This is a genomic window from Actinomadura kijaniata NBRC 14229 (genome assembly GCF_001552175.1).
Classification (GTDB): Bacteria; Actinomycetota; Actinomycetes; order Streptosporangiales; family Streptosporangiaceae; genus Spirillospora; species Spirillospora kijaniata.
Window position 1 is genome coordinate 1 of record NZ_BCQR01000013.1, and the last position, 15,485, is coordinate 15,485.

Consider the following 15,485-nt stretch of genomic DNA (forward strand, 5'->3'; position numbering starts at 1 on the left):
CGGCCTCGTGCCCGGCCCGCCCGAACCGCCCGGCCACCGCCGCGACGGCGGGCGCGAGCCGGGGCGCGACGGCGACGTCGAGCACCAGCGGGTCGTCGCAGCCGCGCACGGCCTCGACGGCGTACACCGTCGCGGTGACGCAGAGGGCCGCCGTGCCGAGGGCGGCGATGGCGGCGACGGCCGGGAACCGTCGGCCGCGCCGCCTGCGGCGCCCGACGGCCGACGGCGGCCGCGTGGAGCGGCCGCCGTCGGTGGTGTGTGTCACGGTGATGGTCCTTCGGGGGAGCCCGCCGGGGTCAGGCGTGCGGGCAGGTGTCGCGGTACTCGGAGATCTCCCGTTCGCGCGGCGCGGGGCACAGGAACTGCTCGTAGCGGGTGTCGTTGTCGATGAACCGCTTGAGCCAGGAGATGCTGTACTTGGCGATCGTGGTGTTGGAGATGTTGGGCGCGAAGTGGGAGGCGCCCGCCAGCTCCAGGTACGCCTTCTCCGACGAGGCGGGGATCGTGGAGTAGAACGGCTCGGAGTGGGAGGACACCGGCGCGACCGAGTCGTTCTGCGCGCCGATGATGAGCGTGGGGACGCGCACGTCCGACCAGGTCTTGTCCAGGTTCCACGGCGTCAGCGGGATCGCCGCCTGCAACTGCGGGCGGCTCACCGAGGCCTCCAGCGACCCGCCGCCGCCCATCGAGTGGCCCATCACGCCGAGCCGGGTGGCGTCGATGCGGGACCGGACCGAGCTGCGCTGGGTCAGGTAGTCCAGGGCCGCCTCCAGCTGCCGGCCCCGGCTGTCGGGCTGGTCGAAGCGGGTGAGGGTGTCGATGGTGAAGACCACGAAGCCCTGCGAGGCCAGCCGGGGGCCGTACCAGGACATGCTGCTCTGGTCGGCGGTGTAGCCGGGCGCGATCGCGACCGCGCCGAACGTGCCCTCGGCGGTGCTGGTCGGGTAGTAGATGGTGCCGCCGCCGAAGCCGGTGACGGACAGCGACGACACGGTCGTCTGCGAGATGGCGAACGGGCCGCGCGGGGCCTCGATGCTCGCCTCGGTCGGGGCGGGACCGCGCTCGTAGGGGTTCTGTGCGGCCTGCGCGGGCGGGCTGAGCAGCCCGCCCCACATCACGGCCGCCAGGGCGGTGGCGGCTGCGGCCTTCTTCGGGAGCATGTCGATGCACTCCTTCGGGGGAGGAAATCCTCCGGGACGCGATGCGGGGGGCACGGCGCGTTCCACGTGAGGATTCCGGGGGGAAATCGACAGCCGTGATTCTTGGAGTGCCTGGGCCGTCCGCCATCGGCGAGATCGCCTGTCTTCTGACGGAAGGGCGCGCGGGCGGCGGGGGAGGGGCGCGGGTGAGGCGTCTGCGATCCCGGCGTGACACGCGGGCAGCGCGAGGAAAACGGAGGCCGCTTTTGGTGCCCGCCTACAAAAGTGCGGTCCGCCGCGGCCCGGTGTTCGTAGCCCGGACCACTAGGAGTGATCGGCGCCACTTGCTGTACTGAGCCCACGACGCACGATCCCGGGGGTTGTCGCCTGGTTCACATTACATGCAATGTGTTGGTGAGCCGGAGCCGGCAGGACGGATGGAATCCTCCGCGCCCGGCGCGGAGGGGAGGGAGACGCCGCATGTCCTCGATCCGCAACCGGTCTCCGGAACCACCCGGCGCGTCCGGGCCCGACCCCGTGGACGCCGTGCCGCGGCTGCGCGTCCTCGCCCCGCTGAGCGTCCAGCACGTGCTGATCGCCTACTCCGGCATGGTGACCGTCCCGCTGCTGATCGGCACGGGCGTCGGCCTGCCCGGCGACCGGATCGCCGCGCTGATCACCGCCAACCTGTTCGTCAGCGGCGTCGCCACGCTGCTGCAGACCATCGGCGTCTGGCGGGTCGGCGTGCGGATGCCCATCGTCATGGGCTCCACCTTCACCGGCATCGGGCCCGCCATCGTCGTCGGCCGCGACGCCGGGCTGCCCGCCGTGTTCGGCGCGACGCTGGTCGCGGGCGCGCTGACGTTCCTGGCCGCGCCCCACTTCTCCCGGCTGCTGCGGTTCTTCCCGCCGCTGGTCACCGGCACGGTCATCGCCATCATCGGGTTCAGCCTGGTCCCCTCCACCGCCCACCTGGTCGCGCACCACGACCCGAGGGCGGCCACCGACGGCGCGGCCCCGGCCAACGTCGCGCTGGCCGCCGGGACGATCGCGTTCATCCTGCTCATGGAGCGGTTCGGGCCGCCGGTCGTCGCCCGCGTCGCGGTGCTGCTGGCCCTGGTCGCCGGAACGGCCGTGGCGGTCCCGATGGGGCTGGTCGACTTCTCCGGCGTCGGGAGGGCCGACGCGTTCGGGATCGTCATGCCGTTCGACTTCGGGGCGCCGGTGTTCGTGCTGTCGGCGATCCTGCCGATGGTCATCGTGCAGCTCGTCAACATGGTCGAGTCGGCGGGCGACACCCTGGCCATGGGGCAGATCGTCGGCCGCGAGGTCGGCCCGCCCGAGGTCGCCCGGGCGCTGCGCGCCGACGGCGCGGGCACCGCCGTCGCCGGGGTGTTCAACTCCTTCACCATCGTCACCTTCGGCGAGAACGTCGGCCTGGTCTCCATGACCCGGGTCCTCAGCCGGTGGGTGGTCGCCGGGTCCGGCGTGATCCTGGTGGTGCTCGGCCTGGTGCCCAAGCTCGGCGCGGTCGTCGCCGCGCTGCCCGGCCCGGTGCTCGGCGGCGTCGGCGTGGTGATGTTCGGCGTGGTCGGGGCGGTGGGCCTGCGCATCCTCGCCCAGGCCGACCTGGCCGACTCGCGCAACATGCTGGTCGTGGCGGTGTCGTTCGGGATGGGCTTCATGCCGGTCGGCGCGCCGCACGTGTACGACCGGTTCCCCGCGTTCGCCCAGACGGTGCTCGGCAGCGGCATCGCGGCGGGCGGCATCACGGCGTTCCTGCTCAACCTGCTGCTCAACGAGACCCGCCGACGCGGCGCCGAGCCCGCGCCCGAACCCGCGTGACAGACCCGCGTGACAGAAGGGAACCCCCTGCGATGACGAGCACCGCCCCCACGATGATCCGCGATGTGACCGTGTGGACCCAGGGCCGTTGGGTCGGCGGCCAGGACGTGCGCCTGCGCGACGGGAGGGTGACGGCGGTCGAGCCGCACGGCACCGGCCCGGCGGCCGGCGAGGTGCTGGACGGGGGCGGCGGCCATCTGATCCCCGGCCTGGTCAACACCCACACCCACCTGCACCAGGCGGTGATGCGCGGGATCGCCGAGGGCGAGCCGCTGATCCGCTGGCTGCGGTACGTCGCCGAGGGCACCGTCGCGCTCACCCCCGAGCAGGCCTACGTCGCGGCGGCGGCCGCCTCGCTGGAGGCGCTGCGCAGCGGGACGACCGCCCTGGTCGAGCACATGTGGCCGCACCCCTCGCGCGCGGTGCACGACGCGATCCTCCAGGCGCTGGCCGACACCGGCATCCGCGCGCTGGTGTGCCGGGGCGTGGCCGACCGGGGCGACGCCACCCGCCGGTGGGGCTTCGAACCCCGCCTGATGGAGCCCCTGGACGAGGTCTTCGCCCACATCGACGCGCTGGCCGACCGCACCGCCGGAAGCCGGATCCGGATGGGGGTGGCGGTGCCGAACCCGCGCTCGCTCACCCCGCGGGGGCTGCGGGCGGTGCGGGCGTTCGCCGGGGAACGCGGCATGACCGCCAGCATGCACCTGCTGGAGACCGCGACCGACGAGGACATGTGCCGGGAGCACGCCGGAACGGGCGCGGTCGCCTACCTGGAGGAGTCCGGTTTCCTGTGGGACCGGCTCCTCGCGGTCCACTGCTGCGTGCTCGACGCCGAGGGCCGCCGCGTCCTGGCCGGGCGGGGCGTGGGCGTCTCCTACAACCCCCTGAGCAACATGCGGCTGGGCAGCGGCGTGGCCCCCGTCCCGGAGATGCTGGAGGCGGGCATCCGCGTCGGCCTCGGCGTGGACGGCGCGGCCAGCAACGACACCCAGGACGCCCTGGAGACCATGCGCATGGGCGCCTACCTGCAACGCGCCGTCCACGGCCGCTCCGACCTGCTCGGCTTCGCCGACATGCTGGACCTGGCCACCAACGGCGCCAACGCCGTCCTCGGCCTGGAGGAGCGCCCGGACGGCGTGGTCCCGGGCGTCCGGGCCGACCTGGTCCTGCTGCGCTTCGAGCGGGACCTGGGGTGTGTCCCGGTCCTGGACCCGGGCGCGACGCTGCTGACCACCGGCAGCGCCCGCACCGTGGACACGGTCCTGGTGGACGGCGAGGTCCTGGTCGCCGACGGCCGCAGCACCCGCGTGGACGAGAAGGACCTGATCGCCCGCGCCGTCGCGGCGGCCCCCGACCCGTCCCTGCTGGAGGGCCCGCCCCGGTAGGTGTCACACTCGGGCGGCCCGCGTCGTCCTTCGGATATGAGAATCGCTGTGATCGGTGGGACGGGAACGCTGGGACGCCATGTCGTCGCGGAGCTGGAGGGGCGCGGGCACCGGGTGCGGACGCTGAGCCGAAGCTCGGCCGAGCACCCGGTGGACCTGCGGACCGGGGCGGGCCTGCCGGAGGCGCTGGCGGGCTGCGCCGTCGTGGTCGACGCCAGCAACGACCAGTCCCGGCAGGCCGCGCGGACGCTGGTGGACGGGACGCGGCGGCTGCTGGAGGCCGAGGCGGCCGCCGGGGTGGGGCATCATGTGTGTGTGTCGGTCCTGGGCTGCGGGCGCGTGCCGATCGGGTACTTCCGCACGAAGGCCCGCCAGGAGGCCGCGGTGACCGAGGGACCGGTGCCGTGGACGATCGTGCGGGCCGCGCAGTTCCACGAGCTGGTCGCCGCCACCCTGGGCGGCCCGGTGCTGCCGCTGCCCAGGGTCCTGCTGCAGCCGGTCGCCGCCGCCGACGCCGCCCGCGCGATCGCCGAGGTCGCCGAACGGCCCGCGCGCCGCGGCTGGGTGGAGGTGGCGGGCCCCGAGATCGCCGACGCCCGCGCCCTGGCGCGGACCTGGCGTTCGGTGACCGGGCGGCGGACGCTGACGTTCCCGGTCCCGCTGCCCGGCCGCCTGGGCCGGGAGCTGCGCGCCGGGGCGCTGACCAGCGCGCGCCCCGACCACCGGGGGAACGCCACCTTCACCGCCTGGCTGGAGCGCCCGTGACCCCCGACGAACTCGCGCGCCGCTTCGACGCCGAACGGCCGCGCCTGCTGCGCGTGGCGTACGCGACGCTGGGCTCGCTCGCCGAGGCCGAGGACTGCGTGCAGGAGGCGTGGCTGCGGCTGCGCGGGCTGGAGGACCCGGACGCGATCCGCGACCTGCGCGGCTGGCTGATCAGGACGGTGGGGCGGCTGGCGCTGGACGCCCTGGGCAGCGCCCGCGCCCGGCGCGAGAGGTACGTGGGCATCTGGCTGCCCGAGCCGCTGGTCGGCGACCCCGCCTTCGGCCACGCCTGCGACCCCGCCGACCGGGTCACCCTGGACGAGTCGGTCAGCACCGCGCTGCTGCTGGTGATGGAGAGCCTGTCGCCCGCCGAGCGCACCGCGTTCCTGCTGCACGACGTGTTCGGGCTGACCTTCGACGAGGTCGCCGACGTGGTGGGCCGTTCCCCGGCCGCCGTGCGGCAGCTGGCCTCCCGCGCCCGCCGGCACGTCGCCGAGGGCAGGCCCCGCTTCCCGCCCACCCCGGGCGAGCAGCGGCGGGTGGTCACCGCGTTCGCCGCCGCCTGCCGCGACGGCGACCTGGAGCGGCTGACGGCGCTGCTGGACCCCCGGGTGGTGTGCCGGGGCGACGGCGGCGGCAAGGTCAGCTCCCTGCCGAGGGAGGAGCGCGGCGCGGGGCGGGTGGCGCGCCTGGTGCTGTCGTTCGTCCGCGACCCGCTGCGCGAGATGCGGATCACCACCGTCAACGGCGCGGCGGGCCTGGTGCTGCGCGGCGACGACGGGGTCCTGTCGGTGGCGTCCCTGACCGTCGACGACGGCCGGATCACGGCCATCGACGTCGTCCGCAACCCCGACAAGCTGGCCTCCGTCCCAGGTGGAACGGCCGTCGCGCCCGCGCCGGGCGGAGCGGTGGATCAGGGGGTGGGGCCGGACGTGCAGGAGGGCATGGCCGGGGCGCAGTCCGCGCAGGAGTAGGCCGGGCTCCCGTCCGGGAAGCGGCCGATCCTGACGTCCGGGCGCGGCCAGCGCTTGTCGCACACCACGCAGGCCGTACCGCGCCGTTGCGGCCCCGAGAGTCCGGCCGGGTCGAAGGTCGGCCCGCGGTCGTGAAGGCGTTCTCCGTCGGAGCAGGGCGACTCGCAGGGAGACGACGGATTGCTCATAGAATTGATCTTGCCTGTGACCTGCAAAGAAAGACCTTACAGAGCACTTACCGGCCGTCCGTGATTCCGTGGCCGAGACGAAGCCGGGCCGTGTTTACATGCAATCGTCCACAAAGCTCTCTAGTCGGAGAGGGGGATTGCATGTAATGTGTGTCACGAGCGAGGGAGCGGACATGACGACCAGCTACAGCGCGGTGAAGGCCATCGCCCCCGGCAGCCTGCTGGCCGACCGTGCCTACGAAGAGCTGAAGGCGGCCATCCTGGAGAACCGCCTCACCCCCGGCACGCCGCTGAGCGTCCCCGCCCTCGCCGACCGGATGAGCATCAGCCGCAGCCCCGTCCGCGAGGCGGTGCAGAAGCTCATCCACGACGGACTGGCCACCCACGTCCCGCACCGGGGCGCGGAGGTCAGCAGCGTGGACGTGGAGGACCTGCACCAGCTCTACGCCGTGCGCGAGTCCCTGGAGGGACTGGCCGCGCGGCTGGCCACCGAACGGCTGGACGTCGCGGCGCTGACCGAGCTGGAACGGATCCTGGGCGAGCACGAGAAGGTCCTCGCCGAGGGCGGCGGCGAGGGCGCCCACGTCCGCCAGGACATGCGCTTCCACCAGGCCATCCGCGCCCTCACCGGCAACCGGCACCTCATCGACATCCTCGACCAGCTCCAGGGCCGGGCCCACCTGGGCCTGCACTCGCTGTGGCGGCACCCGCACGCGCCCCGCCTCGCCCTGGAGGAGCACCGCCGGATCTACGAGGCGATGGCCGCGGGCGACCCCGACGCCGCCGAGCACGCCGCCCGGACCCACGTGTCGCGGCTGCGGGTCCGCCTCCGCCAGGCCACCGGCCGCACCGACCCCTGACCGGCCTTCGACCTCCCTCCGACCACCGCCACGCCTCCTCTTCTCCCACCCTCGAGCGCGCCGCGCGGCGCGGAGGAAGGACGACCCGCGTGAGCACCATGACCACCGGGCGCCGGGAACGCGTCACCACCCCGGACGGGGTCGGCGCCAGCGCCCGCCGCCCCGACGGGATCCCCAAGGTCTGCGGCACCTTCGAGTACTCCTCCGACCTGCGCCGCGAGGGCATGCTGTGGGGCGCGACGCTGCGCAGCCCGCACCCGCACGCCCGGATCGTCCGTATCGACACCGCGCCCGCGCTGGAGGTGCCCGGCGTGCGCGCGGTCCTCACCCACGAGGACGTCCCCGGCAGCCGGACCTACGGGATGAAGGTCTCCGACCAGCCGGTGCTCGCCCGGGACGTGGTGCGCCACCAGGGGGAGCCGGTCGCCGTCGTGGCCGCCGACGATCCCGAGGCCGCGCGGCGGGCGCTGGAGCGGATCGTCGTCGAGTACGCGGTGCTGCCGCCGCTCACCGACCCCGGGCGCGCCCTCGACCCGGACGCGCCGCGCGTGCACCCGGGCGGGAACCTCGTCCGCCACGTGCGGATCCGGCACGGCGACGTCGCCGCCGCCCGCGCCCGCGCCGACGTCGTGGTGTCCGGCGAGTACGAGGTCGGCATGCAGGACCAGGCGTTCCTGGGGCCGGAGTCGGGGCTGGCCGTGCCCGACGGCGAGGGCGGCGTCGACCTGTACGTCTCCGCCCAGTGGCTGCACGAGGACCAGCGCCAGGTCGCCGCGTCCCTCGGGCTGCCCCGGGAGCGGGTGCGGCTCACCATGGCGGGCGTCGGCGGCGCGTTCGGCGGTCGCGAGGACCTGTCGGTCCACATCCACGCCTGCCTGCTGGCGCTGCGCACCGGCCGCCCGGTGAAGATGGTCTACAACCGCGAGGAGTCGTTCTTCGGGCACGTCCACCGGCACCCCGCGCGGATCCGCGTCGAGCACGGCGCGACCCGCGACGGGAGGATCGTCTATCTGACGGCGCGGCTGCTGCTGGACGGCGGGGCCTACACCTCCACCTCCCAGATCGTCATCGCCAACGCCTGCTACTTCGCCGCCGGGGCCTACGAGGTGCCCAACGCCGACATCGACGGCCACGCGGTCTTCACCCACAACCCGCCCTGCGGCGCGATGCGCGGCTTCGGCGCGGTCCAGTCCGCCTACGCCGTCGAGTCCAACATGGACAAGCTCGCCCGCGCGCTCGGCATGGACCCCGTCGACCTGCGCGTCCGCAACGCCATGACCACCGGCACGGTCCTGCCCACCGGTCAGGCGGTCGACGGCCCCGCGCCGGTCCGGGAGCTGCTGGAACGCCTCAGGGCGACGCCCCTGCCGCCCGACCCCGGCCACCACCGCGACCCCCGCGCCTGGCCCGGCGGCCTCGGCAACGTCACCCGCGGCGAGTCCCTGCGGCGCGGCGTCGGCTACGCGGTCGGCGTCAAGGCGATCGGCTACTCCGGCGGCGTCGACGACATCTGCACCGCCCGCGTCACCGTCGCGGTCCGCGACGGCCGCCCGCACGCCGAGGTGTACACCGCCTCCGCCGAGTGCGGGCAGGGCGTGGTCACCGTGCAGGCGCAGGTCGCCCGCACCGAGCTCGGCGTCGCCGACGTCACGGTCCGCAACGCCGACACCCTGGTCGGCGACTCCGGCTCCTCCTCGGCCTCCCGTCAGACCTGGATGACCGCCGGGGCCGTGCGGGGCGCCTGCCGCGCCGTCCGCGCCCGCGTCCTGGACCGCGCCGCCCGCGTCCTCGGCGCGGCGCCCGGCGACCTGGCCCTGGAGGGCGGGGCGGTCGTGGACGCCGCCTCCGGGGACGTCGCGATCCCGCTGGCCGAGCTGCTGGCGGGGGAGGACCTCGCCGCGACCTTCGAGTACCACCACCACGCCACCGAGCCCGTCGACCCCGAACGCGGCCAGGGCGACGCCCACATCGCGTTCGCGTTCGCCGCCCACCGCGCCGTCGTCGAGGTCGACACCGAACTCGGCCTGGTCCGCGTCGTGGAGATGGCCACCGCCGAGGACGTGGGCAGGGCGATCAACCCGCTGGCCGTCGAGGGCCAGATCGAGGGCGGCACCGCCCAGGGCCTCGGGCTGGCGCTGATGGAGGAGGTGCGGGTCGTGGACGGGAGGGTGCGCAACCCCTCGTTCACCGACTACCTCATCCCCACCATCCTCGACATGCCGCCGGTGCGGATCGACCTGCTGGAGACCCCGCACCCCGACGCGCCCTACGGCCTCAACGGCGTCGGCGAGCCGCCCACCCTGTCGTCCACCCCGGCGATCGTCAACGCGCTGCGCGACGCCACCGGGCTGGAGCTGCCCCGCGTCCCCGTCCGGCCCGGGCAACTGGCCGGAATCGAGGAGGTGAGCACTTCCTGACCTGGCGTAGGTACGGCCCCCACCCGTGACCGGGGCCGTGGCCGGCCACGCAAGACCCGGCGCGCCCCCGCGCCGGAACCACCGTGGCAGAAAGGTCATCCACCGTGATCATCGACACCCACATGCACCCGACCAACATCGTCGACCAGGCGTGGCGGCACGACGGCGACCCGTTCACCGGCGAGCGCACCCTGGAGATGATGAACGGCCCATACATGATCAACGGCAAGCCGCGCCGGATCGACTACGGCTGCATCATGCCGCCGCCCGGCAACTCCGTCTGGCAGGACGGGATGCGCGGGGGCCGCGAGGGCATCCGCGACTACATGGCGTACATCACCGAGCTGGTCCAGCGCTACCCGGACCGGTTCATCGGCAACTTCATGTACAACCCGCGGTTCGGCCCCGAGAACGGCGCCAAGGAGCTGGAGTTCCACGTCAAGGAACACGGCTACAAGATGATGAAGCTCCACGCCAACATGCACGCCTACCGCCCCGACCGGGCGCTGGACTGGCTGCGGCCGGTCCTGCGGGTGTGCGACGAGCTCGGCGTGGTCGTGCTCATCCACACCGGCGACGGCCCGTACTCGATCCCGACGCAGTTCTACCCGATCATCCGGGAGTTCCGCGACGTCAACTTCATCCTGGCGCACTTCGGCGTGCAGACCGGCGGCGTGTACTGCTTCGAGGCCCTCTACATGATCCTCGACAGCCCCAACGTCTACGGCGAGTCGGGCTGGCTGCTCCAGTCCCGCATCGTCGAGTTCGCCCAGCAGATGGAGCGGCACCAGCTGGTGTTCGGCACCGACTCCCCGCCGAACGAGCCCGGCATGTGGGCGCGCGAGCTGGAGGTCCTGTGCGGGCCCCCGCCGCAGGGCATGAACCTGTCGGAGGAGGACCTGGAGGGCTACCTGGGCAACAACATGGCCAAGCTGCTCGGCCTGAAGCCCACCCCGCCGCCGCGCAACCTCGTGGAGGCCGAGGCCCGCCTCACCGACACCTACGCCTACGCGGACGAGCCCGCCCCGGTCCCGGCGGCCGGTTAGCCACCGCGTCGGCCCCGGCCGGGCAGGGGGTGCCCGGCCGGGGCGGTCGGGGGTCATCGGGGATTTCCCACGGGGACCCTCCGGGACGAGCGCGGGGAGCGCGTCCCGGGGGAACTGGGCATCGTGCCTGGAAGGTGGGCGGCGTGCGGCAGACGCCTGGCGAAGAAGCAGAAGCAGAAGTTCCGACCGTTCCCAAGCATCCTGTGGACGAGGTTCCGCGCCCCGGACGGCTCGTCCCCCTCGGCGTCCAGCACGTGCTGGTGATGTACGCCGGCACCATCGCCGTTCCGCTCATCGTCGCGGCGGGCCTCGGCCTGCCGCACCGCGACATCGTGGCCCTGGTGGCGGCCGACCTGCTGCTGTGCGGGGTCGGCACGCTGCTCCAGTCGGCCGGCGTGCTGCGGGTCGGCGCGCGGCTGCCGCTGGTCATCGGCGCGGCCTACAACGGCGTCGTGCCGATGGTGCTGATCGGCACCGAGTACGGCCTGCCCGTCATGTACGGGTCGGTGGTCGCCGCCGGGCTGGTGATGGTGGCGTTCGCGCCGGTCTTCGGACGGCTGCTGCGGTTCTTCCCGCCGGTCGTCGTCGGCACCACCATCACCCTCATCGGGATCACGCTGATCCCGGCCGGGGCCCGCATGGTGTTCGGCGGCAGACCCGGCGACCCCGGTTTCGGCGCGGTGTCCGGCATCGTGCTGGGCGGCCTGACCCTGCTGCTGGTGGTGCTGCTGTACCGGTTCCTGCCACCGCTGGCCTCGCAGCTGTCGATCCTGGTCGCGCTGGTCGTGATGACGGCCGGGGCGGCGCTGACCGGACACGCCGACTTCGGCGGGGTCGGCGGCGGGCCGGTCGCGGGGCTGCCCGAGCCGTTCCACTTCGGGATCCCGTCGTTCCACCCGGTCGCCGCGCTGTCGCTGGTGCTGGTGCAGTTCGTGCTGATGGTGGAGACCGCCGGGCAGGTCCTGGCGGTGGGCGAGGCGGTGGACCGGCCCGCGTCCCGCCGCGACATCGCCGCCGCGCTGCGCGCCGACGGCGTCGTCACCGCCCTCGGCGGCGTGTTCCAGTCGTTCGTCTACATCACCTTCACCCAGAACATCGGCGTGGTGAGCCTGACGAGGGTTCGTTCCCGCTGGGTGACGGCCTGCGCCGGGGCGATCCTGGTGCTGATGAGCGTGTTCCCGGTGATCGGCCGGGTGGTCGCGGCGGTGCCGGGGCCGGTGCTGGGCGGCGCGACGCTGGCGATGTTCGCGACCGTCGCGGTCATCGGCCTGCGGATGCTGGCGAACGCGAGCGGCGACACCCCCGGCCTCGTGATCGTCGCGGTGTCCCTCGGCGTCGGCCTGGTGCCGATGGCGCTGCCCGGCGCCTACGACCGGTTCCCGCAGTGGGCGCAGCTTTTCCTCGACAGCGGCGTCGCGGTCGGGACGGTCACCGCCGTCCTGCTCAACCTGCTGTTCCACCATCTGCCGCCGCTCCGCCGGGAGCGGCCCGAACAGGAGGCCGCCCGATGACGACGACACGCCCGCGGCTGGTCGTGGGGATCTCCGGGTCCAGCGCGCCCCAGTACGGCATCGCGCTGCTGGAGGCGCTGCGCGAGCTCGGAACCGTCGAGACGCACCTGGTGGTGTCGGCGGGCGCGCGCCGCACCATCGAGCTGGAGGCCCGCCGCGACCCCGGCGAGGTCTGCGCGCTGGCCGACGTGGTGCACGACTCCCGCGACCTGGCCGCGGCCGTGTCGTCCGGATCGTTCCCCACCCTCGGCATGGCGGTGGCGCCGTGCTCCATGAAGACCCTCGCCGCCGTCGCGCACGGCCACACCGACGACCTGCTGAGCCGCGCCGCCGACGTGACGCTCAAGGAGCGCCGCCGCCTGGTGCTGGTCGCCCGCGAGACGCCGCTCAGCCTCGTCCACCTGCGCAACATGACGGCCGTGACCGAGGCCGGGGCGGTGGTGCTGCCGCCCGTCCCCGGCTTCTACTCCGGCCCGCGCACCATCGACGACCTGATCCACCACATCGCCGGCAAGGTGCTCGACCAGTTCGGGATCGAGCACGACCTGTTCCGGCGCTGGACCGGCCCCACCCGGGAGTTCTCGTGACCCTCTCGCCCCGTCAGGACCTGCACGCCTTCCTGGACGCCTACGACGGCGACGACGTCCTCGTGGTGGACGCGGAGGTGTCGGCCGAGGAGGAGGTGACCGCGCTGGCGTTCGGGCTGGCGGCGCGCGGGCGCCACGACCTGCTCCGCTGTCCGAGGGTGGCCGGGCTGGGCGTGGAGCTGGTCACCAACGTGTTCGCCTCCCGCGCCCGCGTGGCGGGGCTGTTCGGCACCGACCCGGCCGGGCTGCACGCCGCCTACCAGGAACGTTCCCGGGACCGCCGTCCCATGGAGATGCTGGCGGGCGGCCCCGCCCTGGACGAGGTGCTGACCGGCGACCGGGCCGACCTCGCCGCGGTCCCGATGATCCGGCACTTCGCCTCCGACCTCGGCCGCTACCTCACCAGCGGCATCGTCGTCGCCGAGGACCCGGGCGGCGGCGCGGGCAACCTGAGCTACCACCGCGCGACCCCGCACTCGCCCCGCGAACTGGCCCTCAGCCTGCACTCGCGCGGCGATCTGTGGCGGCTGCTGGGCCGCGCCCGCGAGCGGGGCCGCCCGCTGCCGGTCGCGATGGTGGTCGGCGGGCACCCGCTGTTCATGCTGGCCGCCTCGGCGCGGGTCGGCGCCGACGTCGACGAACGCGAGATCGCCGGCGGCCTGTTCGGCGAGCCCCTCCAGGTGGTGCGCACGCCCCGGCACGGCATCCGCGTCCCCGCGACGGCCGACTACGTCATCGAGGGCGTCATCGACCCGGGCGACCACGCGCCCGAGGGGCCGTTCGGGGAGTTCTCCGGCTACTCCTCGCACCGCTCCACCAACAACGTCCTGCGCGTGGAGACCGTCTGCCGCCGCCGCGACCCGGTCCTGCTCGACGTCGTCGCGGGCGCCTCCGCCGAGCACCTCAACCTCGCCCGCATCCCGCGCGAGTCGGAGATGGCCGAGCAGCTCACCACCCGCTTCCCCGACGTGACGGCGCTGCACTACCCGAACTCCGGCACCCACTTCCACGCCTACGTCGCGCTCCGGCAGCGCCGTCCCGGCCAGGCCCGGCAGGTGATGCTCGGCCTGCTCGGCTGGGACCCCTACCTCAAGACCGTCGTCGCCGTGGACGACGACGTGGACGTCACCGACGACTCCGCCGTGCTGTGGGCGCTGGCCGCCCACCTCCAGCCGCACCGCGACGTGTTCGTGGTCGACGGGCTGCCCGGCAGCCCCCTCGACCCGTCCTCCGGCGGCGACGGCACCACCTCCCGCATGGCGCTGGACGCCACGCGCGGGCCCGGCTTCGACGGCGAGCCCATCGAGCTGTCGCCCGCCGCCCGCGACCGCGCCGCCCGCCTGCTGGACCGCTCCCTCCCCGCCCGCGCGTTCCCCGCCAGCACGTTCCCCGACACAGCCGGAAAGGACTGAACGCATGGACTACCTCCAGCCCGCGAGCTGGGCCGAGGCCCTGGCCCTGCGCGCCCAGCGGCCCGACGCCGTCCCCGTCGCGGGCGGCACCGACGTCATGGTCGGGCTGAACTTCGACCGGCACCGTCCCGCCGCGCTGCTGGACCTGTCGCGGCTGCGCGAGCTGACCGGCTGGGAACGCGACGGCGACCACGTCCGCCTCGGCGCCGCCGAGCCCTACACCAGGATCGTCCAGCGGCTGCGGGACCCGCTGCCCGCGCTGGCCCAGGCGTCCCGCACGGTCGGGTCCCCGCAGATCCGCAACCGGGGCTCGGTGGGCGGCAACCTCGGCTCCGCCTCGCCCGCCGGGGACGCCCACCCGCCGCTGCTGGCCGCCGGCGCGACCGTCGAGGCCGCCTCGGTCCGCGGCACCCGGCTGATCCCGGCCGCGGAGTTCTTCACCGGCGTCAAGGCCAACGCGCTCGCCCCGGACGAGCTGATCGCCGCCGTCCGCGTCCCGGTCGCGCGCGGCCCGCAGCGGTTCGCCAAGATCGGCACCCGGAACGCGATGGTGATCGCCGTGTGCTCGTTCGCGGTCGCGCTCGACCTGGCGGGCCGCCGGGTCGGCACCGGCGTCGGGTCGGCCGCGCCCACCCCGCGCCGCGCCACCGCCGCCGAGGAGTTCGCCGCCGGGGAGCTGGAGGCCGCCGGGCTGTGGGACTCGCGCGGCCCGCTGCCCGGCTCCCTGGCCCGCCGCTTCGGGCAGCTCGTCGCCGACGCGGCGTCCCCCGTCGACGACGTGCGCGGCACCGCCGCCTACCGGCGGCACGCGCTGTCGGTCATCGCCCGCCGCACGCTCACCTGGGCGTGGGCCGAACTCCGGAAGGAGACCAGCGGATGCGGCTGTCATGCCATGTGAACGGTGAGCGGCGCTGCGCCGACGGCGTCCGGGCCCGGGAGAGCCTGCTGTTCGTCCTGCGCGAGCGGATGGGCCTGCCCGGCAGCAAGAACGCCTGCGAGCAGGGCGAGTGCGGGTCCTGCACCGTCTACCTCGACGGCGTTCCGGTGTGCGCGTGCCTGGTGCCCGCCGGGCAGGCGCGCGACCGGCAGGTCGTGACCGTCGAGGGGCTGGGCGACGACGGCGGGCTCGACCTGGTGCAGGAGGCGTTCGTCGAGGCGGGGGCGGTGCAGTGCGGGTTCTGCACGCCCGGCTTCGTCGTCGCCGCCCACGACCTGGTCCGGCGCGGCTACGCCCCGACCGAGGAGGAGATCCGCGAGGCCCTCGCCGGGAACCTGTGCCGCTGCACCGGCTACGAGAAGATCATCGACGCCGTGAAGCTGGCCGCCTCCCGCTGGTGGGCCCGGAGCGGGTGA

Annotated in this window: 13 protein-coding genes and 1 pseudogene; 12 read left to right on the top strand and 2 right to left on the bottom strand. The window is 74.3% G+C overall.

Going from position 1 to position 15,485, the window contains the following annotated elements; translation table 11 throughout:
• Both AKI01S_RS05610 and bdeA read right to left on the bottom strand, forming a co-directional pair.
• Nucleotides 1-265 (bottom strand): annotated as a pseudogene (locus AKI01S_RS05610) (hypothetical protein); the annotation flags it as partial.
• 31 nt (nucleotides 266-296) lie between these two features.
• Nucleotides 297-1,160 (bottom strand): bis(hydroxyethyl) terephthalate hydrolase, encoded by an 864-nt coding sequence (bdeA, locus tag AKI01S_RS05615; RefSeq protein ID WP_067812684.1) that lies wholly within the window; start codon nucleotides 1,158-1,160, stop codon nucleotides 297-299.
• Nucleotides 1,161-1,619: 459 nt separating this feature from the next.
• Between bdeA and AKI01S_RS05620 the strand changes: the two genes are divergently transcribed.
• The 12 genes from AKI01S_RS05620 to AKI01S_RS05675 all read left to right on the top strand — a co-directional run bounded on the left by AKI01S_RS05620 (nucleotide 1,620) and on the right by AKI01S_RS05675 (nucleotide 15,485).
• A complete protein-coding gene (locus tag AKI01S_RS05620) occupies nucleotides 1,620-2,984 on the top strand; it encodes a nucleobase:cation symporter-2 family protein (RefSeq protein WP_083998959.1) in 1,365 nt (454 codons plus the stop codon).
• Between the two features lie 32 nt (nucleotides 2,985-3,016).
• Complete coding sequence (locus tag AKI01S_RS05625; protein WP_067812685.1) at nucleotides 3,017-4,372, top strand: amidohydrolase family protein; 1,356 nt, start codon at nucleotides 3,017-3,019, stop codon at nucleotides 4,370-4,372.
• 36 nt (nucleotides 4,373-4,408) lie between these two features.
• Nucleotides 4,409-5,137 (top strand): SDR family oxidoreductase, encoded by a 729-nt coding sequence (locus AKI01S_RS05630; RefSeq protein WP_067812686.1) that lies wholly within the window; start codon nucleotides 4,409-4,411, stop codon nucleotides 5,135-5,137.
• On the top strand, nucleotides 5,134-6,111 hold the full coding sequence (gene sigJ / locus AKI01S_RS05635; RefSeq protein WP_067812687.1) for an RNA polymerase sigma factor SigJ: 978 nt from the start codon (nucleotides 5,134-5,136) through the stop codon (nucleotides 6,109-6,111). The genes AKI01S_RS05630 and sigJ overlap by 4 nt, the downstream gene beginning before the upstream one ends.
• Before the next feature lie 361 nt (nucleotides 6,112-6,472).
• Complete coding sequence (locus AKI01S_RS05640; protein WP_169813909.1) at nucleotides 6,473-7,159, top strand: GntR family transcriptional regulator; 687 nt, start codon at nucleotides 6,473-6,475, stop codon at nucleotides 7,157-7,159.
• A 98-nt stretch (nucleotides 7,160-7,257) separates the two neighbouring features.
• Nucleotides 7,258-9,576, top strand: coding sequence for a xanthine dehydrogenase subunit D (pucD, locus tag AKI01S_RS05645; RefSeq protein ID WP_067812758.1), 2,319 nt, complete (start codon nucleotides 7,258-7,260; stop codon nucleotides 9,574-9,576).
• A gap of 104 nt (nucleotides 9,577-9,680) precedes the next feature.
• Nucleotides 9,681-10,622: an amidohydrolase family protein gene (locus tag AKI01S_RS05650; protein WP_067812688.1), complete on the top strand. Its 942-nt coding sequence runs from the start codon at nucleotides 9,681-9,683 to the stop codon at nucleotides 10,620-10,622.
• A gap of 203 nt (nucleotides 10,623-10,825) precedes the next feature.
• On the top strand, nucleotides 10,826-12,133 hold the full coding sequence (locus tag AKI01S_RS05655; RefSeq protein WP_218009556.1) for a nucleobase:cation symporter-2 family protein: 1,308 nt from the start codon (nucleotides 10,826-10,828) through the stop codon (nucleotides 12,131-12,133).
• On the top strand, nucleotides 12,130-12,720 hold the full coding sequence (locus AKI01S_RS05660; RefSeq protein ID WP_067812690.1) for a UbiX family flavin prenyltransferase: 591 nt from the start codon (nucleotides 12,130-12,132) through the stop codon (nucleotides 12,718-12,720). Before AKI01S_RS05655 ends, AKI01S_RS05660 begins: the two co-directional genes overlap by 4 nt.
• Entirely contained in the window at nucleotides 12,717-14,132 is a 1,416-nt protein-coding gene (locus AKI01S_RS05665; RefSeq protein ID WP_067812691.1) for a UbiD family decarboxylase, read from the top strand. The genes AKI01S_RS05660 and AKI01S_RS05665 overlap by 4 nt, the downstream gene beginning before the upstream one ends.
• 4 nt (nucleotides 14,133-14,136) lie before the next feature.
• Nucleotides 14,137-15,030 carry an FAD binding domain-containing protein gene (locus AKI01S_RS05670; protein ID WP_067812692.1) on the top strand — a complete coding sequence of 298 codons (894 nt, stop codon included), beginning with the start codon at nucleotides 14,137-14,139 and terminating at the stop codon, nucleotides 15,028-15,030.
• Nucleotides 15,009-15,485, top strand: a complete 477-nt coding sequence (locus tag AKI01S_RS05675; RefSeq protein WP_067812693.1) for a (2Fe-2S)-binding protein — start codon at nucleotides 15,009-15,011, stop codon at nucleotides 15,483-15,485. Before AKI01S_RS05670 ends, AKI01S_RS05675 begins: the two co-directional genes overlap by 22 nt.

Excerpts from the sequence above, each read along its gene's own strand:
- AKI01S_RS05625 (WP_067812685.1), top strand. The coding sequence starts at position 3,017 with ATGACGAGCACCGCCCCCACGATGATCCGCGATGTGACCGTGTGGACC.
- AKI01S_RS05630 (WP_067812686.1), top strand. The coding sequence starts at position 4,409 with ATGAGAATCGCTGTGATCGGTGGGACGGGAACGCTGGGACGCCATGTC.
- AKI01S_RS05675 (WP_067812693.1), top strand. The coding sequence starts at position 15,009 with ATGCGGCTGTCATGCCATGTGAACGGTGAGCGGCGCTGCGCCGACGGC.
- pucD (WP_067812758.1), top strand. The coding sequence starts at position 7,258 with ATGACCACCGGGCGCCGGGAACGCGTCACCACCCCGGACGGGGTCGGC.
- AKI01S_RS05620 (WP_083998959.1), top strand. The coding sequence starts at position 1,620 with ATGTCCTCGATCCGCAACCGGTCTCCGGAACCACCCGGCGCGTCCGGG.
- AKI01S_RS05660 (WP_067812690.1), top strand. The coding sequence starts at position 12,130 with ATGACGACGACACGCCCGCGGCTGGTCGTGGGGATCTCCGGGTCCAGC.
- AKI01S_RS05640 (WP_169813909.1), top strand. The coding sequence starts at position 6,473 with ATGACGACCAGCTACAGCGCGGTGAAGGCCATCGCCCCCGGCAGCCTG.
- AKI01S_RS05670 (WP_067812692.1), top strand. The coding sequence starts at position 14,137 with ATGGACTACCTCCAGCCCGCGAGCTGGGCCGAGGCCCTGGCCCTGCGC.
- bdeA (WP_067812684.1), bottom strand. The coding sequence starts at position 1,160 with ATGCTCCCGAAGAAGGCCGCAGCCGCCACCGCCCTGGCGGCCGTGATG.